At 49.0% G+C, this 26,872-nt stretch carries 22 protein-coding genes, 17 tRNA genes and 2 rRNA genes (1 of these 41 only partly in view); 11 read left to right on the top strand and 30 right to left on the bottom strand.

Annotated elements, in window-relative coordinates:
* The first annotated feature begins 68 nt into the window (after nt 1-68).
* The 4 genes from BBI11_RS05235 to BBI11_RS05220 all read left to right on the top strand — a co-directional run bounded on the left by BBI11_RS05235 (nt 69) and on the right by BBI11_RS05220 (nt 2,908).
* Nucleotides 69-1,385, top strand: a complete 1,317-nt coding sequence (locus BBI11_RS05235) for a hemolysin family protein (RefSeq protein WP_237150321.1) — start codon at nt 69-71, stop codon at nt 1,383-1,385.
* Nucleotides 1,386-1,459: 74 nt separating this feature from the next.
* Nucleotides 1,460-2,353 carry a cation diffusion facilitator family transporter gene (locus BBI11_RS05230; RefSeq protein ID WP_068461228.1) on the top strand — a complete coding sequence of 298 codons (894 nt, stop codon included), beginning with the start codon at nt 1,460-1,462 and terminating at the stop codon, nt 2,351-2,353.
* Nucleotides 2,346-2,561 (top strand): hypothetical protein, encoded by a 216-nt coding sequence (locus BBI11_RS05225; RefSeq protein WP_068461226.1) that lies wholly within the window; start codon nt 2,346-2,348, stop codon nt 2,559-2,561. The genes BBI11_RS05230 and BBI11_RS05225 overlap by 8 nt, the downstream gene beginning before the upstream one ends.
* Entirely contained in the window at nt 2,522-2,908 is a 387-nt protein-coding gene (locus BBI11_RS05220; RefSeq protein ID WP_068461224.1) for a hypothetical protein, read from the top strand. Before BBI11_RS05225 ends, BBI11_RS05220 begins: the two co-directional genes overlap by 40 nt.
* 50 nt (nt 2,909-2,958) lie before the next feature.
* Here BBI11_RS05220 and BBI11_RS05215 read toward each other — a convergent pair whose 3' ends face one another.
* Both BBI11_RS05215 and BBI11_RS05210 read right to left on the bottom strand, forming a co-directional pair.
* Nucleotides 2,959-4,017, bottom strand: coding sequence for a mechanosensitive ion channel family protein (locus tag BBI11_RS05215; RefSeq protein WP_068461222.1), 1,059 nt, complete (start codon nt 4,015-4,017; stop codon nt 2,959-2,961).
* A gap of 44 nt (nt 4,018-4,061) precedes the next feature.
* Entirely contained in the window at nt 4,062-5,372 is a 1,311-nt protein-coding gene (locus BBI11_RS05210; protein WP_068461221.1) for a DUF2254 domain-containing protein, read from the bottom strand.
* 394 nt (nt 5,373-5,766) lie between these two features.
* Here BBI11_RS05210 and rsgA point away from each other — a divergent pair, with 394 nt between their 5' ends.
* Nucleotides 5,767-6,822 (top strand): ribosome small subunit-dependent GTPase A, encoded by a 1,056-nt coding sequence (rsgA, locus tag BBI11_RS05205; protein WP_068461220.1) that lies wholly within the window; start codon nt 5,767-5,769, stop codon nt 6,820-6,822.
* Between the two features lie 42 nt (nt 6,823-6,864).
* Here rsgA and BBI11_RS05200 read toward each other — a convergent pair whose 3' ends face one another.
* From BBI11_RS05200 to BBI11_RS05185, 4 genes are all read right to left on the bottom strand, one after another.
* Complete coding sequence (locus BBI11_RS05200; protein WP_068461219.1) at nt 6,865-7,500, bottom strand: response regulator transcription factor; 636 nt, start codon at nt 7,498-7,500, stop codon at nt 6,865-6,867.
* A 12-nt stretch (nt 7,501-7,512) separates the two neighbouring features.
* Nucleotides 7,513-8,622: a GAF domain-containing sensor histidine kinase gene (locus BBI11_RS05195; RefSeq protein ID WP_068461217.1), complete on the bottom strand. Its 1,110-nt coding sequence runs from the start codon at nt 8,620-8,622 to the stop codon at nt 7,513-7,515.
* Between the two features lie 94 nt (nt 8,623-8,716).
* A complete protein-coding gene (locus tag BBI11_RS05190) occupies nt 8,717-10,417 on the bottom strand; it encodes a phospho-sugar mutase (protein ID WP_068461215.1) in 1,701 nt (566 codons plus the stop codon).
* Nucleotides 10,418-10,492: 75 nt separating this feature from the next.
* Nucleotides 10,493-12,037 (bottom strand): carbon-nitrogen hydrolase family protein, encoded by a 1,545-nt coding sequence (locus BBI11_RS05185; RefSeq protein WP_068461213.1) that lies wholly within the window; start codon nt 12,035-12,037, stop codon nt 10,493-10,495.
* Between the two features lie 131 nt (nt 12,038-12,168).
* Here BBI11_RS05185 and BBI11_RS05180 point away from each other — a divergent pair, with 131 nt between their 5' ends.
* The 3 genes from BBI11_RS05180 to BBI11_RS05170 are packed head-to-tail and all read left to right on the top strand — an operon-like array spanning nt 12,169 to nt 13,965.
* Entirely contained in the window at nt 12,169-12,594 is a 426-nt protein-coding gene (locus BBI11_RS05180) for a disulfide oxidoreductase (protein WP_068461211.1), read from the top strand.
* Between the two features lies 1 nt (nt 12,595).
* Nucleotides 12,596-13,066: a thioredoxin family protein gene (locus BBI11_RS05175; RefSeq protein ID WP_068461209.1), complete on the top strand. Its 471-nt coding sequence runs from the start codon at nt 12,596-12,598 to the stop codon at nt 13,064-13,066.
* Between the two features lie 56 nt (nt 13,067-13,122).
* A complete protein-coding gene (locus BBI11_RS05170) occupies nt 13,123-13,965 on the top strand; it encodes an RluA family pseudouridine synthase (RefSeq protein ID WP_068461207.1) in 843 nt (280 codons plus the stop codon).
* 38 nt (nt 13,966-14,003) lie between these two features.
* Here the strand turns inward: BBI11_RS05170 and BBI11_RS05165 are convergent, their stop codons facing one another.
* Nucleotides 14,004-14,834, bottom strand: coding sequence for an aldo/keto reductase (locus BBI11_RS05165; protein WP_068461205.1), 831 nt, complete (start codon nt 14,832-14,834; stop codon nt 14,004-14,006).
* A gap of 156 nt (nt 14,835-14,990) precedes the next feature.
* Between BBI11_RS05165 and BBI11_RS05160 the strand changes: the two genes are divergently transcribed.
* Nucleotides 14,991-16,292: an NCS2 family permease gene (locus BBI11_RS05160; protein WP_068461203.1), complete on the top strand. Its 1,302-nt coding sequence runs from the start codon at nt 14,991-14,993 to the stop codon at nt 16,290-16,292.
* Nucleotides 16,293-16,384: 92 nt separating this feature from the next.
* Here BBI11_RS05160 and BBI11_RS05155 read toward each other — a convergent pair whose 3' ends face one another.
* The 3 genes from BBI11_RS05155 to queG all read right to left on the bottom strand — a co-directional run bounded on the left by BBI11_RS05155 (nt 16,385) and on the right by queG (nt 18,644).
* A complete protein-coding gene (locus BBI11_RS05155) occupies nt 16,385-16,693 on the bottom strand; it encodes a hypothetical protein (RefSeq protein WP_083389016.1) in 309 nt (102 codons plus the stop codon).
* A gap of 321 nt (nt 16,694-17,014) precedes the next feature.
* A complete protein-coding gene (gene trmL, locus BBI11_RS05150; protein WP_068461200.1) occupies nt 17,015-17,488 on the bottom strand; it encodes a tRNA (uridine(34)/cytosine(34)/5-carboxymethylaminomethyluridine(34)-2'-O)-methyltransferase TrmL in 474 nt (157 codons plus the stop codon).
* A gap of 10 nt (nt 17,489-17,498) precedes the next feature.
* Nucleotides 17,499-18,644: a tRNA epoxyqueuosine(34) reductase QueG gene (gene queG, locus BBI11_RS05145; protein WP_068461199.1), complete on the bottom strand. Its 1,146-nt coding sequence runs from the start codon at nt 18,642-18,644 to the stop codon at nt 17,499-17,501.
* Between the two features lie 56 nt (nt 18,645-18,700).
* Between queG and BBI11_RS05140 the strand changes: the two genes are divergently transcribed.
* Both BBI11_RS05140 and BBI11_RS05135 read left to right on the top strand, forming a co-directional pair.
* Nucleotides 18,701-19,372, top strand: a complete 672-nt coding sequence (locus tag BBI11_RS05140) for a B3/B4 domain-containing protein (protein WP_068461198.1) — start codon at nt 18,701-18,703, stop codon at nt 19,370-19,372.
* A gap of 93 nt (nt 19,373-19,465) precedes the next feature.
* Nucleotides 19,466-20,536: a C45 family autoproteolytic acyltransferase/hydrolase gene (locus BBI11_RS05135; protein ID WP_068461197.1), complete on the top strand. Its 1,071-nt coding sequence runs from the start codon at nt 19,466-19,468 to the stop codon at nt 20,534-20,536.
* A 25-nt stretch (nt 20,537-20,561) separates the two neighbouring features.
* Here BBI11_RS05135 and BBI11_RS05130 read toward each other — a convergent pair whose 3' ends face one another.
* The 20 genes from BBI11_RS05130 to BBI11_RS05035 all read right to left on the bottom strand — a co-directional run.
* Entirely contained in the window at nt 20,562-21,611 is a 1,050-nt protein-coding gene (locus BBI11_RS05130; protein ID WP_068461196.1) for a C45 family autoproteolytic acyltransferase/hydrolase, read from the bottom strand.
* 855 nt (nt 21,612-22,466) lie between these two features.
* Nucleotides 22,467-22,550: transfer RNA gene (locus BBI11_RS05125), tRNA-Leu, on the bottom strand.
* A 218-nt stretch (nt 22,551-22,768) separates the two neighbouring features.
* Nucleotides 22,769-22,852, bottom strand: a tRNA-Leu gene (locus BBI11_RS05120).
* Nucleotides 22,853-22,861: 9 nt separating this feature from the next.
* Nucleotides 22,862-22,935: transfer RNA gene (locus tag BBI11_RS05115), tRNA-Cys, on the bottom strand.
* A 7-nt stretch (nt 22,936-22,942) separates the two neighbouring features.
* Nucleotides 22,943-23,017, bottom strand: a tRNA-Gly gene (locus BBI11_RS05110).
* 5 nt (nt 23,018-23,022) lie between these two features.
* Nucleotides 23,023-23,094, bottom strand: a tRNA-Gln gene (locus BBI11_RS05105).
* 7 nt (nt 23,095-23,101) lie between these two features.
* Nucleotides 23,102-23,177, bottom strand: a tRNA-His gene (locus BBI11_RS05100).
* 42 nt (nt 23,178-23,219) lie between these two features.
* Nucleotides 23,220-23,295, bottom strand: a tRNA-His gene (locus BBI11_RS05095).
* A gap of 20 nt (nt 23,296-23,315) precedes the next feature.
* Nucleotides 23,316-23,389: transfer RNA gene (locus tag BBI11_RS05090), tRNA-Trp, on the bottom strand.
* 6 nt (nt 23,390-23,395) lie between these two features.
* Nucleotides 23,396-23,479: transfer RNA gene (locus BBI11_RS05085), tRNA-Tyr, on the bottom strand.
* Between the two features lie 3 nt (nt 23,480-23,482).
* Nucleotides 23,483-23,558 (bottom strand) — tRNA-Thr (locus tag BBI11_RS05080).
* A 15-nt stretch (nt 23,559-23,573) separates the two neighbouring features.
* Nucleotides 23,574-23,649, bottom strand: a tRNA-Phe gene (locus BBI11_RS05075).
* Between the two features lie 16 nt (nt 23,650-23,665).
* A tRNA-Asp gene (locus BBI11_RS05070) sits at nt 23,666-23,741 on the bottom strand.
* Nucleotides 23,742-23,744: 3 nt separating this feature from the next.
* Nucleotides 23,745-23,821, bottom strand: a tRNA-Met gene (locus tag BBI11_RS05065).
* A 40-nt stretch (nt 23,822-23,861) separates the two neighbouring features.
* A tRNA-Val gene (locus BBI11_RS05060) sits at nt 23,862-23,937 on the bottom strand.
* Nucleotides 23,938-23,949: 12 nt separating this feature from the next.
* Nucleotides 23,950-24,024 (bottom strand) — tRNA-Glu (locus BBI11_RS05055).
* 22 nt (nt 24,025-24,046) lie between these two features.
* A tRNA-Ser gene (locus BBI11_RS05050) sits at nt 24,047-24,136 on the bottom strand.
* Nucleotides 24,137-24,141: 5 nt separating this feature from the next.
* Nucleotides 24,142-24,216 (bottom strand) — tRNA-Asn (locus BBI11_RS05045).
* Nucleotides 24,217-24,226: 10 nt separating this feature from the next.
* Nucleotides 24,227-24,342 (bottom strand): 5S ribosomal RNA (rrf, locus tag BBI11_RS05040).
* Between the two features lie 133 nt (nt 24,343-24,475).
* Nucleotides 24,476-26,872 (bottom strand): 23S ribosomal RNA (locus BBI11_RS05035); it runs 535 nt beyond the window's last position.

The following is a 26,872-nucleotide window of genomic DNA, read 5'->3' as shown; positions in this document are numbered from 1 at the left end:
TCATCTTTCATTTTCAGGAGGTGCAAACTTTGCGCCCTTCCCTAAGTGGAACGGCGTAAAGGAGCCATTTGGACATTCCCATACGAATAGCGGCAATCGCCGCTTTGATCAGTTCTGCCGCTTTCTTTTCCGCTTGTGAATACGCCATTGTCAATGTTCGCAAATCCCGTCTCGATGAAACGATTGCTGAACACAAAAAACAAGCTCAAGCCGCCATAAAAATTGCCACACATGCCGATACCTATCTGTTTACCTGTCAAGTCGGCATGGCTTTATCGGTGCTTGGGCTTGGCTGGCTCGGCCATGCGCTTATACAGGAAATGTTCGTGCCCGTTGCCGCCAACTTCCCCGGTGCTTCAACAAGCGCTGGATGGATTAGCTTTTTGACGGCATTTCTAGCTGTGGCTTTGCTATTAGTTGTGTTCGGCGAGCTGTTTCCGAAGACCTTTGCCATTCGCAACCCGGAGCGTGCTATTTTAATGTTCGCCGCACCGCTCGCTGCTACCTACTGGCTGTTGTTCCCTTTTATTTTTCTCTTCAGTGCCATCGCCCGCCTGATTTCGGGATTGTTCGGCATTCAAAAATTATCACGCAGCGAAATGGGCCATACTGAAGAAGAGTTGAAATTGTTGCTGTCTGAAAGCTTGAAGAGCGGAGAGATCAATGCATCTGAATACGATTACGTCAATCGCATCTTTGAATTCGATGAACGCATCGCCAAAGAAATCATGGTGCCGCGGATGGAGATGAGCACTATCGCCCACGATGTGAGTTTACGCGAAGTGTTTACATTAGAAGGCATCGAGCAATTTACCCGCTACCCGATTACGGACGGCGACAAAGACCATGTCCTTGGCGTCGTTAACATGAAGCACTTGCTGAGCGCTTACGTGAAAAATCCCGATACTGGGAATCTGCCGGTTTCCGCTTTTATTCAGCCGGTGATTCAAGTCATTGAAACAGTGCCTGTCAATGAGTTGTTATTGAAAATTCAACGCGAGCGCATCCACATGGCCATCTTGCGTGATGAATACGGCGGCACTTCCGGTCTTGTCACCATCGAAGACATACTCGAAGAAATCGTCGGCGATATCCAGGATGAGTTTGACGTCGACGAAGCCCCCGATGTCCAAAAGCTTGGCGACAACCATTATATTTTCAATGCCAAACTATTGCTCAACACCGTAAACGCCATCCTTGGAATCAATATCGACGAAGAAGACATCGATACGATCGGCGGCTGGTTTATGGATATGGATTTCGATGCAGTCGAAGGCCAGAAAATCATTGAACAAGGCTACGAATTCCGCATCCGGGAAGTCGATGGCCACCATATTCTTTATTTAGAAGCTCAAAAAGCACCTGATGAAGATCTTCCTGTATAATAGTTGATGCGATACGGCCCTCTTTTGGAGGGTCGTTTCCGTTTTCCCACAATCCAATCTGGAGGTGAATGGCAATGGAATTATACGATAACCTTCGCAAAGGAGAAAAAGGCGCTTGGCTCAGCATCGGGGCTTATTTGTTTTTAAGCGCCATCAAACTCGGCGCCGGATTTTGGGGCGGATCCGAAGCGCTGAAAGCGGACGGACTAAACAATGTCACTGACATCGTCGCTTCTGTCGCTGTGCTAATCGGCTTGCGAATTTCCCAAAAACCACCCGACGACAATCACCATTATGGCCATTTAAAGGCCGAAACCATCGCTTCTCTCTTGGCTTCGTTCATCATGGCGGTCATCGGGCTGCAAGTGCTGTTAAATTCAGTGAAAACGGTGTTCAATCCCTCTCTCATCCCGCCGTCTCCACTGACCGCTGTCGTCGCGTTTTTGTCGGCAGCCATCATGTATGGCGTCTACCGCTATAATTTGAAGTTGAGCAACGAAATCAAAAGTGCTGCAGTCAGGGCAGCTGCTTACGACAATCGTTCCGATGCACTTGTCAGCATCGGAGCCGGAATCGGCATCATCGCGGCCATTTTCGGCGCGCCACTGATCGATTCAATCACGGCCTTTCTTGTCGGACTGATCATTATCAAAACAGCTTTGGACATTTTCCGTGAATCGGTTTTGACCTTGACTGATGCGTTCGACGAAGAAACTGTCGAATCGCTTTCAGTTGTCATTCGTCGTGTGCCAGGCGTATTGGACTTGCGTGATTTCAAAGGCCGTACACATGGAAATGTTATGTTTATTGATTTGACTGTCAGCGTCGCGCCTTATTTGAATGTCATTGAAAGTCATTGGATCACCGAAGAGATTGAGCGGAAAATCCAAAAAGTGAAACCGAATTGTGTCGTCCTCGTACATATAGAACCGGATTACTCGATTGAGGAGGACGAAGAGGATGGTTGATTTTTACGATCAGAAAAAAATCGTTTTGATTACGCTTGGCATCATTCTGCTGCTATCTGCTGTATTTGTCCCAGCAGCCGTGTTTTACCCTGCAAAAGTCGCTTTCATTACACCGGAGGCGGAACTCGTCGGCACTTCCTTCTGGTCGCTCGTGCTTGGCGGGGCGGCATGGTCTTGCTGGCTGCTGCGTTATTCATCGCAGCGATAATCGAGCAGCCGCTGAAGTCTTGGCTGTTGTCATGCGCTGTTGCAGCGATTGGGCTTGTGGCGATCGCTTTATCGATCGGGGATTATTATTACATGACGAGCGAGCGCTTCACGTACAACCCTCCTTTGTCTTTAGTCTCCTCTACTTACACATGGGATGAATTCGAACGCGTCGAAGAGCGCCTTCACCAACAAGATGGAGCCAGTTCCATTGAGTCTGTCGCTTATTATTTCCACGACGGCAGCGTGCTCGAGTTCTCTGGCGGACGGATTTTTGAAATGCACAGCTCCTTGGCCCGTCGCGTGGAAACAGCTGGCGGGATATACACCCGAATCCAATCCCCTTGATACAGAAAAAACGCCTGATTTTTTGTGATCAGGCGTTTTTTGCGGTTCTTTTATTCAGTTCGCTCGCCAGGCCATGACGCGAGGCGGATGCCATGTTCCACAAATAAGGCAGCGATGGCGTGGCGAATCCGGCTTTCCAATAGGTCTTTCATTTCCACATCCAAGACACGCGCTTCCACTTGGAAATCCATCGAGGAATTGTGGAAGTCGATAAACTGGGCGTCAGGCTTTTCATCCGGCACGCCGTCGACTTTTAGGATGCCGCGTTCCGCCGCTTGCACCAGCAACTCCTCCACCAGCTCCGTATCGAAGCCGTACTCGACGCTGACGACGACACGGGCGAACAGTTTCGCTCCCGAACGGTTCTTAACGATCTGCTCGATGAAATACTGATTCGGTACGACAAGTGTGCCGTCTTTTAGCGTTTCGACGACAGTCGAACGCAATTTGATTTTGGTGATGCGCCCAATTTTTTTATCGATCTCGACCATTTCGCCGACTTCCATCGGCCGTTCGAATAAAATGATAATGCCCGATACAAAGTTCGCGGCAATATTGCGGACACCAAAACCGATACCGATGCCGAGCACACTGAAGACCACGCCGACCGCCCGCAGATCCAGGCCGACAAGTGTAAAACTGATGGCAATCGCTAAGAACATGACGGTGTAGTAAATGAGCCGATTAATCGTATAGCTCGTGCCAAGCTCTACATCGAACTGCCCGTAAACATAAGGCATGACAAACCGATTGAATGCTTTGACGACACGGCTAGAAAAAGTAACGATCATGATCGCGACCACAATTAGGAGAATAGAGACGTCTACCCCTTCCGTTTCATAAAAAGGCGTCTTCAGCCACTCTTCTTCCCAAAAATAGAACAAGAACAATAAAATGCCAGCGTAAAAGGCCAACCAATTCAATACATCTTCAACAATGGGATAAACTCTCTCTTGGTAGCCCTTATGGCTGATCACTCGTTTTAAAATAAATTGGGCTAGCCATTTCCCGATTACTATACACACTAAATACAAAAAAAACAGAAAAAATTCGGCTACGGACAAGTCCTTCAAAACGTCAATCCCTTCAAGCCATCGCCAATCTTTCATAATTCCCTCCTTTTCCTGCAGCATTCAAAAGGCATAAGTTCTGTTTATGCTTCCTGATCAAGCAGGTAATCACTTAGCAGAACAGGACGACGGTCCATCACTTGTGCCAGTATGTCCATTTTCCCTTGGATAAAACGCCGATCCAAGCGTTTAAAAGGTGAGCCCTCTAAATGTTCCAGAACATGCAGTTGCGTTTCCCAAATGGCTTCATGGCGCGCCGTTTCCGATATTTGCGCAGCATTTGTCAATGCTTCGAAGATAGCCGCCACTACCGAAACATCTTCCTTGCCATAATGAATAAGTTGATGGAATGTCAGATACAGAAACTGGTCGAAAGTAAAGAAGGGATACCGTATGCGATCTTTTTGCTGATCGTCTGTGATGGTAATGGCCCCTGTCTCCAAATGGCTGACCTTCCCTAACAGCCGCCCGATACGGATGATGATGCCATTCGCCGTGTTCGGGTCATTGATACCTGGCGAAATGGCTCTGAGTGCAACTTCTACCATTTTTTGAATGGCAAAGTCGAGGTCTTGATCGGTCGTCCGTTCGGTGCCGATCGTGATAAATCGGTGTAGGTCAATTTCGTCCTGCTCACGTTGATAAACACGGAATAAAGCCGTCTGTTCATGAACATAGGAACCGATGCCATGAAAAATTTCCACTTCCAGATTGTGTTCTACGGCATAGTCTGTCAGCTTGTCGAAATACAGAAACTGAATATAGCCGTCATTTTCAGCCGTGATTGTCTCGACAAAACCGTCTGGATTCCATTCCGATTCAATTTCCATTTCTTGCTTCTGCTTTTCACCATAACTGTCGATAATCCGTTCAGCATCTTCCTCGAGCTCTTGAATCAACTTCTCGACTTGCACATTCGTCGCAATATGGTGAATAAAATAAGCGAACGTCGACAGACAGAAAAACGCAATGACAATGCCGACGAAAGTCGAGATGACATCATGTGTATAGAGCGCGTCTCGCATGAACATCAATGACAGCGTATTGTAGATAAACCCGCCTAAAAACACACCCAATACGCGCCAAGTCAGCCGATCATGGACGAAATTTTTCAAGGTTCGCGGTGAGAACTGAGAGGAATACATCGTCAAGACGACGAGTATGGTAGAGAACGTAAAGGTTGTCATCGTTAATAACGCACCTGCGAGCGCTCCCATGATCGTCTGGGCCAATTGCACATTCGTCAACAAAATATCCGGAATGAATTCTTGGTATTGCTGGACTAGCAATAAATCCACATAAAAAAAGGCGATGGATAATAAGATGGCAAGGAAGCTATAGATAGCAGGAGTCACCCAGAGCTTTTCCCGCCAATTATAGAAGATTTTTTTCATGACTTCCCCCCTTAATAAAATAATGGCCTATTACCCTGTTCCCTTATTCTAATTGGTACAAACGCTGGCCACGCGCCATCGCAGCCCATCAGCTCTGCCTGTCCATGTGATCTTGCTGGTGGAAAGCGCCCGCTTGTCACTTCATTGTCGTAATACTCTAAAAAAACGTTGACCTGCCATTTATTTACCGGTATGATGGGTGTAACTAATGGAAAGAGGTGAGGTATTATGGTGGCTATTTCAGTTCGTGCAACCCGTAACTTAATAGTGTTTGCTATGGTGTCTCCCTCTGTGTATCGCTGACGATACGCTTTTTTCCTAACGCGCGGAAACCATGGCAAGCATTATTGCAGCCATGGTTTTTTATTATGCGTTTTTATAGGAGGAAGTTACATTGTCAATTATTACCCAATACGGATGGAACGAATCATTCGCACAAACATTGCCTGAACAGAAAATACCGGGTCGCATCATTCTCGAACACAAAAGCAGCTACCGCGTTATAACCGATTTCGGTGAATGGCCGGCAACTTTATCCGGAACTTACCGCCATAGCCATAACCCCGATGAATTCCCTTGTGTTGGTGACTGGGTGGCGCTCGAACAAATGCCTGGAGAAGACAAAGGCATTATCCATCACCTCATGCCAAGAAGTTCACGATTCACCCGAAAAGCGGCCGGGGAAACGTCCGACATGCAGACCATCGCCGTCAATCTCGACTATGTATTCTTGGTTATGTCGCTCAATCACGATTTCAATGTCCGGCGTCTGGAGCGCTATATGGTCGCTGCCTGGGATTCAGGTGCCATGCCGGTCGTCGTGCTGACAAAAAGCGACCGATGCGAGGACCCTTCGGTTTACTTAAAAGAAGTTGCTGATACCGCTTTGGGCGTCGATGTGTTTGCCGTGTCGGCTGTAACCGGAGCGGGCATGGAAGCTTTTGACCGCTATTTGACGAATGGCAAAACTGGTGCGTTGCTTGGCTCATCAGGGGTCGGCAAATCTTCGCTGATCAATGCTTTGACTCATAGCGATAAAATGGCCGTGCAGGAGATCCGGGAAGACGACAGCAAAGGCCGCCATACGACGACACATCGCGAACTGGTGTTGCTGCCAGGCGGCGGCTTACTGATTGATACACCAGGCATGCGTGAATTCCAGCTCGGCGATTCCGCTGACGGGCTTGAGGCAAGCTTTCAAGATATCACGAGCCTTGCCGACGAATGCCGTTTTCGTGATTGCAGCCACCAGCAAGAACCCGGCTGTCGCATTCAATCGGCACTCGCTTCCGGTGAATTGCCGGAAGACCGCTATGCGAGCTATTTGAAATTACTGCGTGAACTCGACTATATCGAACGAAAAAGTGACGCTGCCAAACAACAGGCAGAACGGGCAGTGTGGAAACAGCGCACGAAAGAATACCGCAGCCGCCCCATCAAGAAGAGATAAAAGACTGCCGGATGGAAAATCCGGCAGTCTTTTTTATTTCCTTCAGTTAACATATTCTGTCAATCCGTGCTTCACTGCATAAAGTGCTGCTTGCGTCCGGTCTTGGACTTCGAGTTTGATAAAGATATTGGAAATATGCGTCTTCACTGTCTTCTCCGTCACGAACAAAGCAGACGCCACTTCCCGGTTGCTTTTCCCCTTCGTTAACTCCGCAAGCACTTCCGCTTCCCTTGGCGTCAACGGATGCAGCACATGAGGCGGCGGGGCTTCCGGCGCTTTTGCCAGTTCCGAGGACGCTTTCGGATGCAGCGTATTCTCCCCGCGCATCAAACTGCGCAGCGATTCGACGAGTTCATCCGGTTCGATGTCTTTTAGCTGATAACCAGCTGCCCCTGCCTCAATTGCCGGCAGGATGTGATCGCGGTCTGAAAAGCTTGTCAGCATCAAGACGATGATTTCCGGATAAGACGCTTTGATGTTCCGAGTAGCCTCGATGCCGTCCATTTCCGGCATGACGAGATCCATCAAGACGATATCCGGCTGCAGCTCACCTGCCATTTTGACAGCCTCGACGCCATTCGCCGCTTCCCCCACCACTTCAATGTCTTTTTGCGTTTTCAAGAAAAACAGCAGCCCTCTTCTTACTACGTGGTGATCATCCGCAATCAATACTCTCATCGTGACACTCCTTTAATACGGAATCCGTACCAGGATTTCCGTTCCTTTGCTGATCTCGCTCGACCAGTCAACCGTCCCGCCTTCTGCTTTTGCGCGGTCTCGTATGCTTTGCATGCCAATCGATGGAATCTCGCCGTATGCGGGAGAAAAGCCGAGCCCTTCATCTTTGATGACCAACAAGACATCTGTCGGAGTTATCGTTACATAGATTTGGGCAGCGCTTATGCCCGCATGCTTGCGCACATTATTCAGCGCCTCTTGGGCAATCCGGAACAAAGTTTCTTCTGTGCGCGACGGCAATTGAATGACGCCCGTCACTTTTGCTTCCATCGACAGTCCGAGCATTTCCCCGTAAGCTTTGATGGCGTCGATTAAACCGCTCTCGAGTCCTTTTGGCCGCAGCTGCCAAATCAATGCCCTCATTTCATTGAGCGCTTCCTGGCTGAGATGCTTAATATCGCGAAATGTGCTTTTTTGCGCTTCGTCTTCCGCCATTTCAATGCCGCCCCTCGCCGTCAACGTGACCGAGAACAGCAGTTGATTGACGGAATCGTGCAGATCCCGCGCAAGCCGGTTGCGCTCTTTAACGAGTGCCAGCTCTTGCTCTTGTTTGGTCAAGACGATGCGCTTGATGGCGGAACCGATCTGGAACGCAACCGATTCCAATAAAGCCAATTCATCTTTTGAAAAGCGCACCGTATCCGCTGCCGCGATATTGAGCAAACCAAATTTTTCCTTGCCCGACTGCAGCGGCACGGTCGCATGGTGCGTGATGCTATCGATTTTGCCATGCGCCGCTTTAGCATTTTCAATGCGCTGACAGGCGATGATATTCGACGCCTTTTCCAAATCGCCGTCATGGTAGCGTTTGACGCACCAGCAGCCGCCTTTCGTCAAATGACGGCATTCCCGCTCTTGAAGGGCATCTGGTAAATTGGCTTGTGCTACCAGACGGTGCTTGCCTTTTTCGTCAATGAAAAAGATCCACGCCGTCTCGAAATTGGAGTTCTGTAACAGTTTGTTGATCGCACCATTCAGCATGCGTTCCATATTCGTTTCTTCATTCAACAACTCTGCGATTTCCTTTAATAACACAACATCCGAATGCTGCTCAGGCACCATGGGCTGACCCCTCCTAGTTGCTATTGTAACCGTAAGAACCGCACGCTTGCCTCATTCTTTCGAATGAAAAAGCTCCCTCTATGGGGAGCATTTTTCACCGGTTCGCAACGATGTCGAGAAATGATTCTTTCAATAATTCCAGTTTTTCGTCGCTTTCCTGCTGACTGTCCGCTTTGACGCCGAGGTAGTATTTCACTTTCGGTTCAGTGCCGCTTGGGCGAACGCAAACCCACGACCCGTCTTCTAAGAAATACTTCAAGACATTCGACTGAGGCAAGATGATCGCTTCACTTGTCCCCATATCGACCAATGTCCGTGTCCGGCTGTCGTAGTCTTCGATTTTCACTACCTTGATGCCCGCGATCGACTCGGGCGGCAATTCCCGTAAGCCACTGAGCAGCTGGGTAATTTCGCGCGCGCCTTCAATGCCTTTTTTCGTCACCGAAACGAGCGATTCGCGGTAAAAACCGTGGCGCTCATACAACTCGGTCAATACGCCGTAGAGGTTTTTGCCTTGCTTCTTATAGTATGCAGCTGCTTCAACCAATAGCAATGTTGCTTGCACTGCATCTTTATCGCGGGCAAAATCACGAATCAAATAGCCGTAGCTTTCCTCATACCCAAACAAGAACGTAAAGGCATGGTTTTCGTCGTTTTCGCGCAATTTCTCGCCGATAAATTTAAAGCCCGTCAACACATCTTCACTCTCAACACCATAACTTCTAGCAACCGCTTCACCAAATCCGGAAGTCACGATGGTCTTGAAGATGCGCCCGTCTGCTGGCAATTCCCCTTTGGCTTTTTTCTGATGCAATAAATACTCCAGCAAAATACCGCCGGTTTGGTTGCCGGTTAATAGTTCATACTGCGTGCCGGTCCAAACTGCTGCTCCCACTCGGTCGCCATCAGGGTCGATGGCAATCAACAGATCAGCGGTTTGTTGTTCGCCGTATTGGCGAGCAAGGTCGAATGCCGATGACTCTTCCGGATTCGGCGATGCCACTGTCGGGAATTCACCATCTGGTGCCATCTGCTCCTCTACATAGCTGATTCCGCTATAGCCCGCTTCATCGAATATTCGGCGAACGGTCGTCCCTGATGCCCCATGGAGCGGTGTGAAAATCGCGCTGATCGGCTCAACATTCGCTTCCTGCACAGTCAAAACCTGATCGAGATAAGCACGGTCGAGCGTTTCACCGAGCACTTCTAATAAGGAAGAATCGTAGGTTTCGTTATTGATGGCCAACTCATCTTCGACACGGCTGACAAAGCCAATGACTTGGTCCGCTGCCTCTAAATCCAATTGCGCGCCGTCTTCGCCGTATACTTTATACCCGTTGTACTCAGGCGGGTTGTGGCTTGCGGTGATGACGATGCCCATGAATGCATTCAGCTCACGTACCGTAAACGATAATTGAGGTGTGGTCCGCGGCGCTTCGTAGACATACGCACGAATGCCCGCTGCTGCGAATGTGCGCGCCGATTCTTCTGCAAATTCCGGTGACATGCGGCGGCTATCGAACGCGATCGCTACGCCTCGGTTCATTGCCTCAGCGCCAAAGCTTTCAATGTAATCAGCAATGCCTTTTGATGCTTTTCTGACGGTATAGACGTTCATTCGGTTCGTGCCCGGCCCAATTTCTCCGCGCATGCCTCCCGTCCCAAACACCAAATCTTGATAAAACGCATCTTCTGCCAGCTGCGCGTCTTCCGATAAGACTTGCAGTTGTTGTTTCGTGTTGACATCAAGCCCCTCGTGTCCGAGCCATTTTTGCATTCGCTGTTTCCATTCCATGGTTCATCCCTCCAATTACTTATCAGTTTACCAAATTTCCCACAAAAAAACCGCCCCTATTCGGAGCGGCTGGCGTTAATCTTGTTTGTATTCCACACGGTATACATCATGGCGGCGATCTTTTAATTGCTTGACCGTGCCGTCTTGGCGCTGGCGTCTAAGAATTTCAAGGTCGACATCCCCAATCAAAACCATCTCCAGGTTCGGATTGGTCTCCCCGACGATACCATCACGGGCGAATTCAAAATCGCTTGGCGCGAAGATACCAGACTGGGCATACTGAATGTCCATGTTTTCCGTCTGCGGCAAGTTGCCGACCGTTCCGGAAATGACCGTATAAATTTGATTCTCGACTGCGCGTGCTTGTGCGCAATAACGGACGCGCAAATAGCCTTGGCGGTCTTCTGTACAAAATGGCGAGAAGATGATGTTCGCGCCCATGTCCGTCGCAATGCGGGCCAGTTCAGGGAACTCGATATCGTAGCAGATTTGAATGGCGATCTTGCCGCAATCCGTATCGAATACGCGCACGGAGTCGCCTGCAGAAATGCCCCACCACTTGCGTTCGTTCGGCGTAATGTGGATTTTGTACTGCTTATCGATCGAGCCATCCCGGCGGAACAAATACGCGATGTTGTAAATTTCGTCGTTTTCTTCTTTGACGAAATGCGACCCGCCGATGATGTTGACATTGTAGCGGACAGCGAGATCCGTGAACAGTTCGATATACTGCGGCGTGAATTCCGTCAATTTGCGGACCGCTTGGCTTGGCGATGGTTCATTCAAAAACGACATCAATTGCGTCGTGAAAATTTCCGGGAACACGACGAAATCTGAATGGGCATCAGACGCCACGTCGACAAAGTACTCGACTTGGTTCGCCAAGTCGTCGAATGAATTGATGGCGCGCATCAAGTATTGCACGACACAGATGCGTACCGGCAAGCTCGTTTTGAAATGGCGCTTCGAGATCGGTTTGTAATCGACATTGTTCCATTCCATAAGCGTTGCGTATTTGCCTGAGGCTTTATCGTCCTGCAAATAGCCCGGGTTGATGCGCATGAGCTGGAAACCGTTCATCAATTGGAACGTCAAAACGGGATCATAGATTTTATGGCGCGATACCGAATCAACGTATTCACGCGGCGACATTTCGTCTGCGTGTTTATGGTAGTTCGGGATGCGCCCGCCGATGATGATCGACTTCAAGTTCAGTTCACGCGCGAGTTCTTTGCGCGCTTCGTACAAACGCTGCCCGACTTGCATGCGGCGGTATTCAGGATGCACCATCACTTCAATGCCGTACATATTATAGCCGTCTTGGTTATGGTTGGTGATATAACCGCCATCAGTGACATCGTCCCATGTATGACGATCATCGTATTCATCAAAGTTGATCAAAAGGCTCGAGCAGGAGCCGATGACTTTGCCGTCGAGTTCTGCAACCATCTGTCCTTGTGCGAAAACGCCTAAATGGCTTCTCAGCTGCTCTTCTTTCCAAGGTTCCATGCCCGGAAAGCAAAGCTGCTGCATTTCCAGAATGGCAGGTATATCAGCATAGCTCATCTCGCGGATGATCATGCTTTTTTCAAAATGGGATAAATCGAATTGTTCTGCCACGTTACCGCGCTCCTTCACAAAAGTGTCAAAGTTCATTATAGCCCATACGCCGAGTTGTTGATATTATTTTACTTGTATGATGTTAAGAATTATACTTCAAAAGGAAAGCTTTGTGGAAAAGAGGGACAAAAATGACGAAGCGTCAAGAAAACAGTTTGCTATTCATGTGGGCAGTGTCGCTCGTTGCGACGCTGGGCTCGCTGTATTTCTCCCAAGTGCGCGGGTACGTCCCGTGTGAACTGTGCTGGGTGCAGCGTATCTTCATGTATCCTCTCGTCTTTGTGCTTGGCGTGGCCTATGTGCAGAAAAACCCGCGCATCGCTATGACTTCGCTCGTGCTATCCGTTATCGGAGGGTCGGTTTCGCTGTATCATTACGGCATTCAAAAACTCCGGTTCTTGTCGGATTCGGCACCCTCATGCGGACAAGTGCCGTGCACAGGGGAATATATTAATTACCTCGGATTTATCACCATCCCGTTTCTCGCACTCATCGCCTTCGCTTTGATTGCTGGAACGAGTGTTTATCTGTGGAAATCATTGAAGGAGGAACAATAAAATGAAAAAATTGCTGATTATCGCCGGCGTCGTGCTTGCCATTTTCGCCTTGATTGTCTTTTTGACCAATCAATCGCAAGATGAGAAACTGGCAAACAACCCTTACGGCACAGATGATTTGGAACCATCCACCATCGATCAACTCGACGATGAAAACTACCAGAACATCGCGTTGCCTGAAGATGTCAACGAACAAATCCAAAACGGCGAGCCGACAACTGTCTATTTCTTTAGCCCAACTTGCCAGTTCTGCCAACAGACAACGCCCATCTTGATGCCTGTAGCAGAAGATATGGAAGTCGATGTGCTGCAGTACAACTTGCTCGAATATGAACAAGGCTGGTCGGATTATGCAATAGAAGCAACCCCGACACTTGTTCATTATGAAGACGGCAAGGAAGTCGCCCGCTGGACTGGCGCACAGCCGAAAGAGAACATCGAACAATTTTTCCAGGAAGTCGTGAAAAAATAAACTAAAACGGGATCATGTGCCGCGCGCATGATCCCGTTTTTATGGAGGACTAAACAATGAATTGGACTTACCAAATCCCAGAACAAGGCATGACCGTTACGGACTTATTAAAAAACGAATGGGGCCTCGGCAAAAAGACGGTGCACGAACTGCGCATGGCTAAAGGTGTCCGTCTTGAAGACGGCACAGAACCCCGCTGGCAAGAACCGCTTGATAAAGGGACGAAACTGATCGTTACGATTCCACAAGCTGAGTCGCCGTACCGGCCGAACCCGTCAATCGAACCGGAAATTTTATTTGAAGACGAGCATTTCATCATTGCCAATAAACCAAAAGGGCTCGCCACGCATCCGAACGATAACTCTCAAGACGATACGTTCATCAACGGCTTGATCGCTTACGTCCAACAATCTGGCAGTTCATATATTGAACACATCCACCGCCTTGACCAAGGCACTTCCGGTTTATTGCTATTGGCTAAACACCCGGTCGCCAAAAACGTCATGGACCGCATGGTTGAACAAAAACTTGTGCAGCGTGAATACGAAGCGCTTGTTAAAGGCCTCGTCCGCGGACAGTCCGGGACGCTCGACTTCCCGCTCGGCCGAGACCGCCACCACGCCACGCGCCGCCGCGTTTCGCCAAACGGGCAAAGTGCTGTGACGCATTACCAGGTCATTAACCGGGCAGATGGCCGCTCCCTGCTTCATCTAACTTTGGAGACTGGGCGTACACACCAGATCCGTGCCCACCTGTCGCACGTCAAGCATCCGATCATCGGAGACGAAGTATACGGAGGCCCGCCGACTGACAACGGGGAATACTTCTTGCACGCCTTCCGCGTCGCTTTTAAACACCCGTTTACCGGACAATCAATCGAACTCGAAGCCAAACAATAATAAAAAGGCCAGCGAACCCATTCGCTGGCCTTTTTTTATTAGAGCTTGATTTCGTCCGGATGGGTTCCGCTGCGCCATTCCTGGTTCAGCGCTGAAATCTGTTTCATTTCTTCTTGGCTTAATTCAAAATCGAACACGTCAGCATTTTCAACGATGCGCGACGGTGTCACCGACTTCGGAATGACGATCAAGTCATTCTGGAGATGCCAGCGGATAATCGTCTGCGCGATCGACTTACCGTGCGTTTCGCCGATTTCCGACAGCACTGGATCATCGAGCAGGCGGCCCCTCGCAAGCGGCGACCAAGACGTAACCGCAATGTCCTCGGCTGCGCAAAATTCTCTCAGCGGCTCTTGTGTCAATTGAGGGTGCAATTCGATTTGGTTGACCATCGGCTTCGTATTGGCCTTGGCCAGAATTTTCTCCAGATGATGCTGCTGGTGATTCGAGACGCCAGCCGCGCGGATCAATTTTTCATCGTACAGCCGCTCAATCGCCCGGTAAGTTTCCTCAAATGTTTCAGGAATCGCCCAATGCGTCAAATACAGATCCAAATAGTCCATATCCAGGCGTTTCAGGGAAGCTTCAAACGCACGCAAAGTCTGATCATACCCTTGATCGGTGTTCCACACTTTCGATGTGATGAACAATTCTTCGCGTGGCACGCCGCCAGCCCGTACCGCTTCCCCGACTTCCGCTTCGTTGTCGTAGACCGTAGCTGTATCAATCGCTTTATAACCTGTATGAATGGCTTTTACCATCGCTTCGACTGCGGCTTCCTTATCGGTCATCTTGTAGACCCCAAGGCCAAAACGCGGCATTTCCACTCCATTATGTAAAGTCTTCGTCGAGCCAATCGTCAAATCCATCAAAATCCTCCTCCTATTCTTATTCATTGTACAAATAGTGGCAAGGAATTTCGACTAATCGCTACCAGATTAAAAAAACACTTGCACCCATTATTAAAAACGAATATTATTAAACATGTTGTTTTAAAACGTTCGTGTTTAGAGGGAGGATTTTCCATGTTTCAGTTAAAAGAACACGGAACTGATGTCAGAACCGAGATTACTGCCGGGATGACGACGTTCCTGACGATGGCTTATATCGTTATCGTCAACCCGGTAATTCTCGGAGCTGCCGGTGTTCCGTTCGACCAAGTATTTCTCGCCACCATCATTGCCTCGGTTATCGGCACATTGTGGATGGCACTACTCGCCAATTACCCAATTGCCATCGCACCCGGCATGGGACTTAACGCATATTTCACCTCTATGGTGCTCGCTTCTGGCGGTGCCATTGATTATACGACCGCCTTTGCCGCGGTCTTCGTTTCCGGCTTGCTGTTTGTTGCCTTGTCTTTGACGTCGATGCGCAAAATCTTGATCGAGGCTATTCCGGAAAACCTGAAACACGCCATCACGGCAGGCATCGGCTTGTTCATCGCTTTTATCGGCATGCGCCTCAGCGGCTTTATCGTCGCCAATGAAGCCAATCTCGTCGGTCTTGGTGATTTGACCTCGCCTCCTGTCGCATTGACACTCGCAGGGCTCGCCATCACGCTCATCTTCATGTCCTTGAATATTCATGGCGGAATTTTCTTCGGCATGATCGCAACCGGCATCATCGCCTTTTTCACCGGGCAATTGAGCTTTACGGAAGGATTCATGAAATTGCCGTCGCTTCCAGAAGGCATCATCGTCTGGAATCCAATCGAAGCCTTCCTATTGGTTGCCGAATTTGGGCTGTACGGCGTCGTCTTCTCATTCCTGCTCGTTACCCTTTTCGACACAACGGGAACAATGATCGGTGTGGCAAAACAAGCAGGGCTCATGAAAGACAATAAAATGCCGCGCGTGCGCCAAGCGCTTCTCGCCGATTCGGTCGCAGCCAGTGCAGGCGCCATGGTCGGCACAAGCCCGACCAGTGCGTATGTTGAATCTTCTGCAGGTGTCGCTGCAGGCGGACGCACAGGGCTTACCACTTTGACCGTCGCGATTCTGTTCATCGCAGCCGCCTTTTTCGGGCCGCTCGTCGGTTCCCTGTCAGGCGTCGCCGCGATCACCGCTCCCGCGCTCATCATCGTCGGCAGCCTGATGATCGGTGCCGTCAAAGAAATCGATTGGGATCAATTCGACGAAGCGTTCCCAGCGTTCCTGATTGTTCTTGCGATGCCGCTCACATCAAGCATCGCAACCGGTATCGCACTTGGATTCATCTCTTACCCACTGATGAAAATCTTTAAGGGTAAATGGAAATCGGTTCACCCGATCCTGTATATTTTCGCTGTGCTGTTCACGATCCAAATCCTTATCGCACCGCATTAAAAAATCCTCCGTACACTTCTGTGCGGAGGATTTTTGCATAGCTTGATAAAATTGCCCACACAAAAAGCACCGATTTCTCGGTGCTTTTGCTGTTATGCTCTAGCTGAACGTCCGGACATAGCCGCTGACAGCAATAGCACGATCGCTGTCAATAAGTGCAGAGCCCAGCCGACTACTGGAATCCAAGCGAGTGCACTCGTGATGATCCCCAGAATCGAGCCGAACTTCGGCGAATATTCTTTAAAGCAAAAGAACAACGTAATCGCATGCAACACGAACATGATGCCGAGTGGTGCATAGCCTGCGGAAATCACAAATCCGCCCCCGATGAACGGAATGGCCAGAAATGCCTCCGCAAGACCTGTAATCCAAAGCAATGCAACGGATGTCTTCATTTTCATATCAGTTCATCCCTTCCTTTTCTTCCTACCCCTATATACGCATCACATCCAAAAAAGTTTCAAGTTTGTCGGATGGACGGAAAATGTCCATATTTTCGAGCGGGTTCTATATTTCATTTTTCCCTGCCGTACGCTATACTAAACACAGATGCAAATTTCAAGGAGGTCGTCATTCATGAACTTGATCTTAATCTTGGGGATTTGTGTATCGTTTTTGGTAGCTATCTTCACTGCTGGATACGATGACAAACCAGGCACAGACAAAAGACAATAATCTGTAATGCAAAAGGACAGCGCCCACGCGCTGTCCTTTTTTGTCGTTTATTTCAGATTCGGGAAATCCTGTTGCCGCAACGCTTCATACATTAAGATCGCTGCCGTGTTCGACAAATTGAGCGAACGGATATGCTCATTCATCGGAATGCGCAAACAACGCTCTAAATTGGCATCAATCAATTCTCTCGGCAAGCCTTTCGTCTCCTGCCCGAAGACGAAGAAGTAATCCTCTTCCGTATCGGAGAAATCAAACGTGCTATACGTTTTAGTCCCAAATTTCGTAATGTAATGGTATTTTCCTTCAGGGTAGGCTGCAAACAACTCATCGAGGCCATCGTGATAATGAATATCGACATGCTCCCAATAATCGAGCCCCGCCCGTTTGAGCATTTTGTCATCTGTTGAAAACCCGAGCGGCTTGATCAAATGAAGGCTGACGCCCGTTCCCGCACAAGAGCGTGCAATGTTCCCGGTATTCGCCGGAATTAATGGCTGATATAACACAATGTGTATTCCCAAATTTCTTCACTTATCCTTTCGTTTCTGCAGAAAAGAATGTCAGGCCTTTTTCAATTTCCGCCAGCACCTCTTCATCTATCTCTTGCTGTCGTGCGTGTTCTAACGCTTGTCTGCCCTCATCTACTCCGATGCGGCCGAGTGCCCAAGCCGCCGTCCCCCGAATGACCGGTCGCGGATCTGCCTTCATCAAGTCGATCAATGTCGGCACGGCCGATTGTTCCTTGAAATGGGCAAGCGCCAAAATAGCATTGCGCTGGATTGGTTTTTTGCCCCGCCACGAACCTGACACATGGCCGAATTTCTCTTTGAATTCCCTATTGGAAATCGTCAGCAGCGGCTCAAGTAAGGGTTTGGCAATGTCCGGGTCCGGATCGAATTCCGGATGGATGCGATTGGCTTTGCGCTTATTTTTCGGACAAACCGTCTGACACGTGTCGCAGCCGTAAATCCGGTTGCCGATTTTCGACCGGAACTCATCTGGCAGAAAGCCTTTCGTCTGTGTCAAAAACGAAATGCAGCGCTGGGCATTGAGCTGACCGCCCTCGACAATCGCGCCGGTCGGGCATGTATCGATGCACAAGCGGCAATCGCCGCATTGGTCTTCCATCGGTTCATCGTAGGCAAATGGAATATTGGTAATCATCTCGCCCAAATAAACATACGACCCAAACTCCGGTGTGATGATATTGGTGTTTTTCGCACTCCATCCGATACCTGCACGCTCTGCTACAGCACGGTCAGACAATTCGCCGGTATCGACCATCGATTTCATGCGCGCTTCCGGATAATGCGCGGCGATGAACGATTCGAGCAACGCCAAACGGTCGCGCAGTGCCGCATGATAATCTTTGCCCCAGGAAGAACGCGAGAAAATCCCGCGCCTTGCCCCTTTGACGCCTGGTGTCGCCCCTTCCATTTTAGATGGATAGGCAATCGCAATCGCAATGATGCTAACCGGTTCTTCCATCAACAATTCCGGTCGCGTCCGTTTTTCCACATCCGATTCCTCAAAACCCGACTGAAAATTCAATTGCTGTTGACGGATCAACCGGTGCTTTAAATTAAAAAAAGGTTCGGCTGAAGCAAAGCCGATTTTGTCAATTCCGATTTCCGCGGCATACGCTACTAGTTGTTGTTGGAATTGATCCAAGTTCATGTTGATAACTCCTTGCCCCAATTTATGGTAAGATGATTCTATTATTCACGGAAAGGATGGTCGCTGTGGACTTCCACGTAAACCCTGAAATGACAGAGATCCTGCCTGATTTCAAAATCGGCATTATTCATTATAACAATATCACCGTTTCGGATTCACCTCAAATGTTAAAAGGCCGTCTCCAACTCTTCCAAGAGCAATTATTCTTTGACATGGATGACAAGGAATTGACTGATTTTCCTGGTCTTCTTGAATGGAGACTTGCCTGGAAAGCGCTTGGAGGCGACCCGAGCCGCTACCGTCCGTCTGCAGAAGCCTTGTACCGCAGGGTGCGCAAGCAAAACTATTTAGACCCCGTCAATTCAGCCATCGACATGAACAGCTTTTTGTCGCTTCAATACGAAATCCCACTTGGCCTATATGACGCCTCACAGATCGAGGGTGACGTCGAAATTGGGATCGGAACCATAGAGGACCGATACGAAGGCTTGAATAACCGCGACAATACACTCGATAAAATCATCGTCACACGCGACGCAAAAGGCGCATTCGGCAGCCCTTACGTCGATTCTAAGCGGACTGCTGTGACACCTCACACAACAGATGCCATACATGTATTTTACCTCCGTCCATCGATGAACCGTGACAATGCCATCCAGCTTTTGACTGCTGCCGGCAATATGTTTACTGGCATTAATGGCGGCGAAGCACAACTATTTGTCCTTTAACTGCCTGAAGCATCTGCTTCAGGCAGATTCTTTTTATTCTCCTGAAAACTCTAGTATTCTTTTGATACTGAGATAAAAAAAGAGGGATGAGACATGAAGAAAGTCCATAGCGACGTTATTCAATTCCGTGGCAGCCATTATGATTTCGGCTACCATCAAGGAGAATTATTAAGAGATTCACTGCTATTGCCGAACCGAAAAATACAGCGCGGCCAGAACAGCAAGCAGCTGTTGGTAGATGAAACCAAAGCCATCGACATGCTCGAACGTTTTGCTCCGCGCATCTGGGAAGAAATCGAAGGCTTGGCCGATGCGTTGAAATGGCCGTTTTACGACGCCTTGCGTGAATTCGGCGGCTATTATATCGAATATACACGAAGTGGCTGTTCGATCCTGAGCCGCTCCGATTTTCTAGTCAGAAATTACGATAGTTCTCCACAAGGCTACGAAGGCAGGTTCGCCTTATATGAACCAACTGACGGGGGCTATGCATCCATCGGGCCGTCCATGCAAATTACCGGGCGGACGGATGGACTTAACGAGAAAGGGCTCGCCATGGGCTATAATTTCATCAACCGCCGCAACTCCGCAGACGGATTTATCTGCAATATGATCGGCCGCTTGATCCTTGAACATTGCGCAACCATCGAAGAAGCCGTCGATTTATTGAAAGAGCTGCCCCACCGTCGCTCGTTTAGCTATGTATTGCTTGATAAGAGCGGGCGTTCGGTCGTAGCTGAAACTTCTCCGCGCAATGTCATCGTCCGGGAAGCAGCCGTATCAACAAACCATTTTGAAGTATTATCAGAAGAAAACCGCTACCAGATCGACGATTCCAAACGCCGTGAAGATGCGCTGCTTACTCACACTACTACTTCAAACGATGCGTATTCGGCATTTCGGTTATTGAACGACTCGGACCAAGGCGTATTTTCTACTAAATACAGCACCGCATCCGGCACCTTGCATACTGCTTCCTATTTCCCAAACAGCCTAGAAGTCGGCTTTGCCATCGGTCCTGATCGTTTGCCGCTCATGTTCGATTTTCAAAAATGGCTTCAAGGCGAACGCTTGCTAGCAAAACGCATTAACGGGAAAATCGATACCCATTTTCCGTTTCCATATCTTGACGACCTGTCTTCATTACAGCAAAAAAATGGCTAGAGCATGCGAGTGCTCTAGCCGTTTTTCATTTGAACAAAGCATCGGTATGGGCAAACCCGATGCCGGTATCGATTTGTCCATGAATGGATTTAGTACGGACAGGATTGCCGGCAAGCCATTTCTCAAAATGGAACACTTCAGGCTCCTGGTCACCACCCAAGGCGAACCACACTTCCCCCTCATTTGGTAAATAGACAGATGTATGGATGGTTCCAGCCCAACTCTTGTAGAGATCCGAAAACAATCCTCGACCAGTGTCATTAAATAGCCGGTAGGCACGATAGGCTTCCGCCACTTCTCCCGCATTTCGCTCAATGACCGATAATCGTTCATAGGAGTCTTTCAAATAATTGCGATTTTCTTGTTGCTGAATTTCAAAATGATTCGTACAGGCCGAAGCATCGCGCACCACTACTTTACGCGGTGTCGCTTCAATAACTTTTGTCGCGCCGCTCTTATCTGTCACGACGTAGCTGAACGATCCACGGTGCGGAATATCTTTGACTAAAGCGACAGCTTCATCGACAGTCGAGCAGCTCTCTAGAATGATGCGCCCGATCATGTAACAGACAAAGCCATCACCCGGATTTTTTCGGTGCATAAAGTTATAACCCATTACAAGACCATGCTCGTTCATACCATCCATGCGGCCCAGGATGCGCTGACTCGGCCCAATAATAGCATTTCCCTTATCAGGCTGAAATAAGCAGAACCTGCCTTCATACGTCTGCGGATGAAAGTCATAATTGCGCACCAGAAAATCTTCACCGCTGACAATCGAGCAGCCCGATGGTGGAGCGTCGATTCGGTAACCGCCGAAATCACGAAGCACTTCTTCAGTCGGCAACTTGAGGCTGTCCTCAAGGCCTTTCAACTCCTCCCACAAGTTAGGAGCATATTCATTAAATGCAGCTTGAGCTTCTAATGGATCGATGGCAAAACGCGGCCTCTTGCTCTTCCATTGACCCCTGCGGTTCTGCAGCGTAATTGACTCTTTGAGCGCACTGCCCTGCATCACTCCATAATCATAATGGCTGCCTCTAAATTCGACGACTTCACTATGTATCTTCCGCATAACTTCTCCTCCATTAACAACTCAGTTCATTTTTAAAGATCATTGTATTTTTCAACCCTATCAGCACATCTACGCTTACTTAATATCACATTCACTAATCTAGTGCAGTCGAAAACTGAACTAAACCAATTTTTCAAAACGATACAAGTCACTTTATTAAAAAAGACTTACGGTTCAGTTTAATATTCTCTGAAGCCGTTCATTACAGAGCTTCTCGCCTTAATACCTCTAGCTCGCAATCTACTGCCGTTTAATCAGGTACCAGAAGGCATTTAACGCGTTTTAAATGACGGGCTGGCTCTTCATCATTTCCTGAAGTCTATCTTCTTAAATCGTCTTGAATAGCTTCATAAGAGCAAGACCCTTACGTTCCCATAAAACCAGCTCATACCTATTGCAGAAATCAAATAGGATCTATATGAATACAAGATCCATTCAACTGGAATCGCTAGGGATATTAATCACACATATATTAACACACCATAAGACTATTTGAAAAAAATTACAATTAATCATTTTGAATAGTTTGCACGTGCCTTACCGTATTCAATTTAAAACAACTTTGCTGCCTTTAAATGTTCTAGAACACCCAAAAGACAACTTCTATTAGTAGCTGTCTTTCAATGGAACGCGGATAAGGAAACTTCAAGCTCAGCGCTTTACCAGCACTCAGCCCTGAAAAAAGTTCTTCAGCCAATTCTGATACATGAATATAGAGAAATATCCCCTCTCCTAAAAGACGGCAACTCTTCTACTATTAATAAGCTTTACTAAAAAAGCTAGCGACAATGCAAATAAAAAAGCCCTGACAAATGTCAGGACTTTGTTCATTGCTTGGCAGAGCAATAATTATGATACCGGCGGTCGGGGTCGAACCGACACTCCCGTGAAGGAACGGGATTTTGAGTCCCGCGCGTCTGCCAATTCCGCCACGCCGGCAAAATTAACTCCCAAAGCATTTCATATTGCTTTCAGGAACATTTATTATTATATTAGTAAATCGTTTATTTTGCAAGGGGTATACGTTATTTTTTTGAAAAACTTCTTACCTTTAATACACACTGGTTGTTTTCTTCATTAATTGCTCAAAAGAAAAACCCTCGACTATTGAAGTCGAGGGTTTTAGCTTTCATCACTTGGCAGAGTGATGATCATGATACCGGCGGTCGGGGTCGAACCGACACTCCCGTGAAGGAACGGGATTTTGAGTCCCGCGCGTCTGCCAATTCCGCCACGCCGGCAAAATAGTTTGGAGGCGGCAACCGGACTCGAACCGGTGGTAAGGGTGTTGCAGACCCATGCCTTACCGCTTGGCTATGCCGCCTAAATAATGGAGCGGAAGACGGGGGTCGAACCCGCGACCTCCACCTTGGCAAGGTGGCGTTCTACCACTGAACTACTTCCGCAAAAGCTGGGGTACCTGGATTCGAACCAGGGCATGACGGGATCAAAACCCGTTGCCTTACCGCTTGGCTATACCCCAATAATACTGGGGCGGACGAGGGGAATTGAACCCCCGAGTGCCGGAATCACAATCCGGTGCGTTAACCACTTCGCCACGACCGCCACGTTATTATTATGTATGAAATAAAATTTTCAAGAAAATCATGGGGCGGACGAGGGGAATTGAACCCCCGAGTGCCGGAATCACAATCCGGTGCGTTAACCACTTCGCCACGACCGCCAACATATAATTTTAAAAAATGGCAGGGGCAGTAGGAATCGAACCCACATCGGAGGTTTTGGAGACCTCTGTTCTACCGTTAAACTATGCCCCTAAAAACTGGTGGTGGGGGGCAGATTCGAACTGCCGAACCCGAAGGAGCGGATTTACAGTCCGCCGCGTTTAGCCACTTCGCTACCCCACCTAATGGTGCCGGAGAAAGGACTTGAACCCTCAACCTACTGATTACAAGTCAGTTGCTCTACCAGTTGAGCTACTCCGGCATGGAGATAAAAATATGGTGGGTCAGGACGGAATCGAACCGCCGACACTTAGAGCTTCAATCTAATGCTCTACCGACTGAGCTACTGACCCATATTAATAATAAAAATGGCGGTCCCGACCGGGATCGAACCGGCGATCTCCTGCGTGACAGGCAGGCATGTTAACCGCTACACCACGGGACCATTTGGTTGCGGGGGCAGGATTTGAACCTGCGACCTTTGGGTTATGAGCCCAACGAGCTACCGAACTGCTCCACCCCGCGATAATGATATTTCACTTTCTCTTTGTAAATTTGAAAGAAATGGTGGAGGATGACGGGATCGAACCGCCGACCCTCTGCTTGTAAGGCAGATGCTCTCCCAGCTGAGCTAATCCTCCGTGAAAATGAAATGGTGACCCCTACGGGATTCGAACCCGTGTTACCGCCGTGAAAGGGCGGTGTCTTAACCGCTTGACCAAGGGGCCTTTAATTTTGAGCTTAAGATACTGGCGGAGAGCAAGGGATTCGAACCCTTGAGACGGTTGCCCGCCTACATGATTTCCAATCATGCTCCTTCGGCCACTCGGACAGCTCTCCAAAATTGGCTCCGAAGGTAGGACTCGAACCTACGACCATCGCATTAACAGTGCGGTGCTCTACCACTGAGCTACTTCGGAATAATATCCAGCCTAGCGACGTCCTACTCTCACAGGGGGAAACCCCCAACTACCATCGGCGCAAAAGAGCTTAACTTCCGTGTTCGGGATGGGAACGGGTGTGGCCTCTTTGCCATCATCACTAGACTGTATTAATTTGAAAGACAAGATTTATTATATCAATAATACCGATTATTTCAAGCATTTTTTTGAAAAATATTATCTTATTCTTTCAAAACTGGATAAATCGACATTGGATTATGGAAACGCATTTCAGTTATTGGTTAAGTCCTCGATCGATTAGTATTCGTCAGCTGCACGTGTCGCCACGCTTCCACCCCGAACCTATCTACCTCATCGTCTCTGAGGGATCTTACTTGCTTGCGCAATGGGAAATCTCATCTTGAGGGGGGCTTCGTGCTTAGATGCTTTCAGCACTTATCCCGGCCACACATAGCTACCCAGCGATGCTCTTGGCAGAACAACTGGTACACCAGCGGTGTGTCCATCCCGGTCCTCTCGTACTAAGGACAGCTCCTCTCAAATTTCCTGCGCCCGCGACGGATAGGGACCGAACTGTCTCACGACGTTCTGAACCCAGCTCGCGTACCGCTTTAATGGGCGAACAGCCCAACCCTTGGGACCGACTACAGCCCCAGGATGCGATGAGCCGACATCGAGGTGCCAAACCTCCCCGTCGATGTGGACTCTTGGGGGAGATAAGCCTGTTATCCCCGGGGTAGCTTTTATCCGTTGAGCGATGGCCCTTCCATGCGGAACCACCGGATCACTAAGTCCGTCTTTCGACCCTGCTCGACCTGTCCGTCTCGCAGTCAAGCTCCCTTGTGCCTTTACACTCTGCGAATGATTTCCAACCATTCTGAGGGAACCTTTGAGCGCCTCCGTTACTCTTTAGGAGGCGACCGCCCCAGTCAAACTGCCCGCCTGACACTGTCTCCCAAGCCGCTAAGGCTTGTGGGTTAGAAGTTCAATACAACCAGGGTAGTATCCCACCGACGCCTCCCCCGAAGCTGGCGCTCCGGGTTCTCTGGCTCCTACCTATCCTGTACAAGTTGCACCAAAATTCAATATCAGGCTACAGTAAAGCTCCACGGGGTCTTTCCGTCCTGTCGCGGGTAACCTGCATCTTCACAGGTACTATAATTTCACCGAGTCTCTCGTTGAGACAGTGCCCAGATCGTTACGCCTTTCGTGCGGGTCGGAACTTACCCGACAAGGAATTTCGCTACCTTAGGACCGTTATAGTTACGGCCGCCGTTTACTGGGGCTTCGGTTCGCACCTTCGCTTGCGCTAAGCACTCCCCTTAACCTTCCAGCACCGGGCAGGCGTCAGCCCCTATACGTCACCTTACGGTTTTGCAGAGACCTGTGTTTTTGCTAAACAGTCGCCTGGGCCTATTCACTGCGGCTCTCTCGGGCTTTAACACCCTACCAGAGCACCCCTTCTCCCGAAGTTACGGGGTCATTTTGCCGAGTTCCTTAACGAGAGTTCACTCGCTCACCTTAGAATTCTCTTCTCGCCTACCTGTGTCGGTTTGCGGTACGGGCACCTCCCGCCTCGCTAGAGGCTTTTCTTGGCAGTGTGAAATCAGGGACTCTGAGGTAAACCTCTTGCCATCACTGCTTGATGTATATAGAAACGGGATTTGCCTCGTTTCTCATCTCACAACTTGGACGTGCACAACCAACGGCACGCTCACCCTATCCTTCTGCGTCCCCCCATTACTCAAACGGCGGGGAGGTGGTACAGGAATATCAACCTGTTGTCCATCGTCTACGCCTATCGGCCTCGACTTAGGTCCCGACTAACCCTGAGCGGACGAGCCTTCCTCAGGAAACCTTAGGCATTCGGTGGACGGGATTCTCACCCGTCTTTCGTTACTCATACCGGCATTCTCACTTCTAAGCGCTCCACCAGTCCTTCCGGTCTGACTTCAACGCCCTTAGAACGCTCTCCTACCACGGACATCTACGATGTCCATCCACAGCTTCGGTAATCCGTTTAGCCCCGGTACATTTTCGGCGCAGTGTCACTCGACCAGTGAGCTATTACGCACTCTTTAAATGATGGCTGCTTCTAAGCCAACATCCTGGTTGTCTAAGCAACGCCACATCCTTTTCCACTTAACGGATATTTGGGGACCTTAGCTGGTGGTCTGGGCTGTTTCCCTCTTGACTACGGATCTTATCACTCGCAGTCTGACTCCCAAGTATAAATCACTGGCATTCGGAGTTTGTCTGAATTCGGTAACCCGGGATGGGCCCCTAGTCCAAACAGTGCTCTACCTCCAGGATTCTCTTCTTGAGGCTAGCCCTAAAGCTATTTCGGAGAGAACCAGCTATCTCCAGGTTCGATTGGAATTTCTCCGCTACCCACACCTCATCCCCGCACTTTTCAACGTGCGTGGGTTCGGGCCTCCAGTAAGTGTTACCTTACCTTCACCCTGGACATGGGTAGATCACCTGGTTTCGGGTCTACAACTACATACTCATTCGCCCTATTCAGACTCGCTTTCGCTGCGGCTCCGGCTTCTCACCTTAACCTTGCATGTAATCGTAACTCGCCGGTTCATTCTACAAAAGGCACGCTATCACCCATTAACGGGCTCTAACTACTTGTAGGCACACGGTTTCAGGATCTATTTCACTCCCCTTC

The sequence above is a fragment of the Planococcus maritimus genome (genome assembly GCF_001687625.2).
Classification (GTDB): Bacteria; Bacillota; Bacilli; order Bacillales_A; family Planococcaceae; genus Planococcus; species Planococcus maritimus.
The sequence above is the reverse complement of the archived record's forward strand: the minus strand, read 5'-3'. Positions and strand labels throughout refer to the sequence as shown.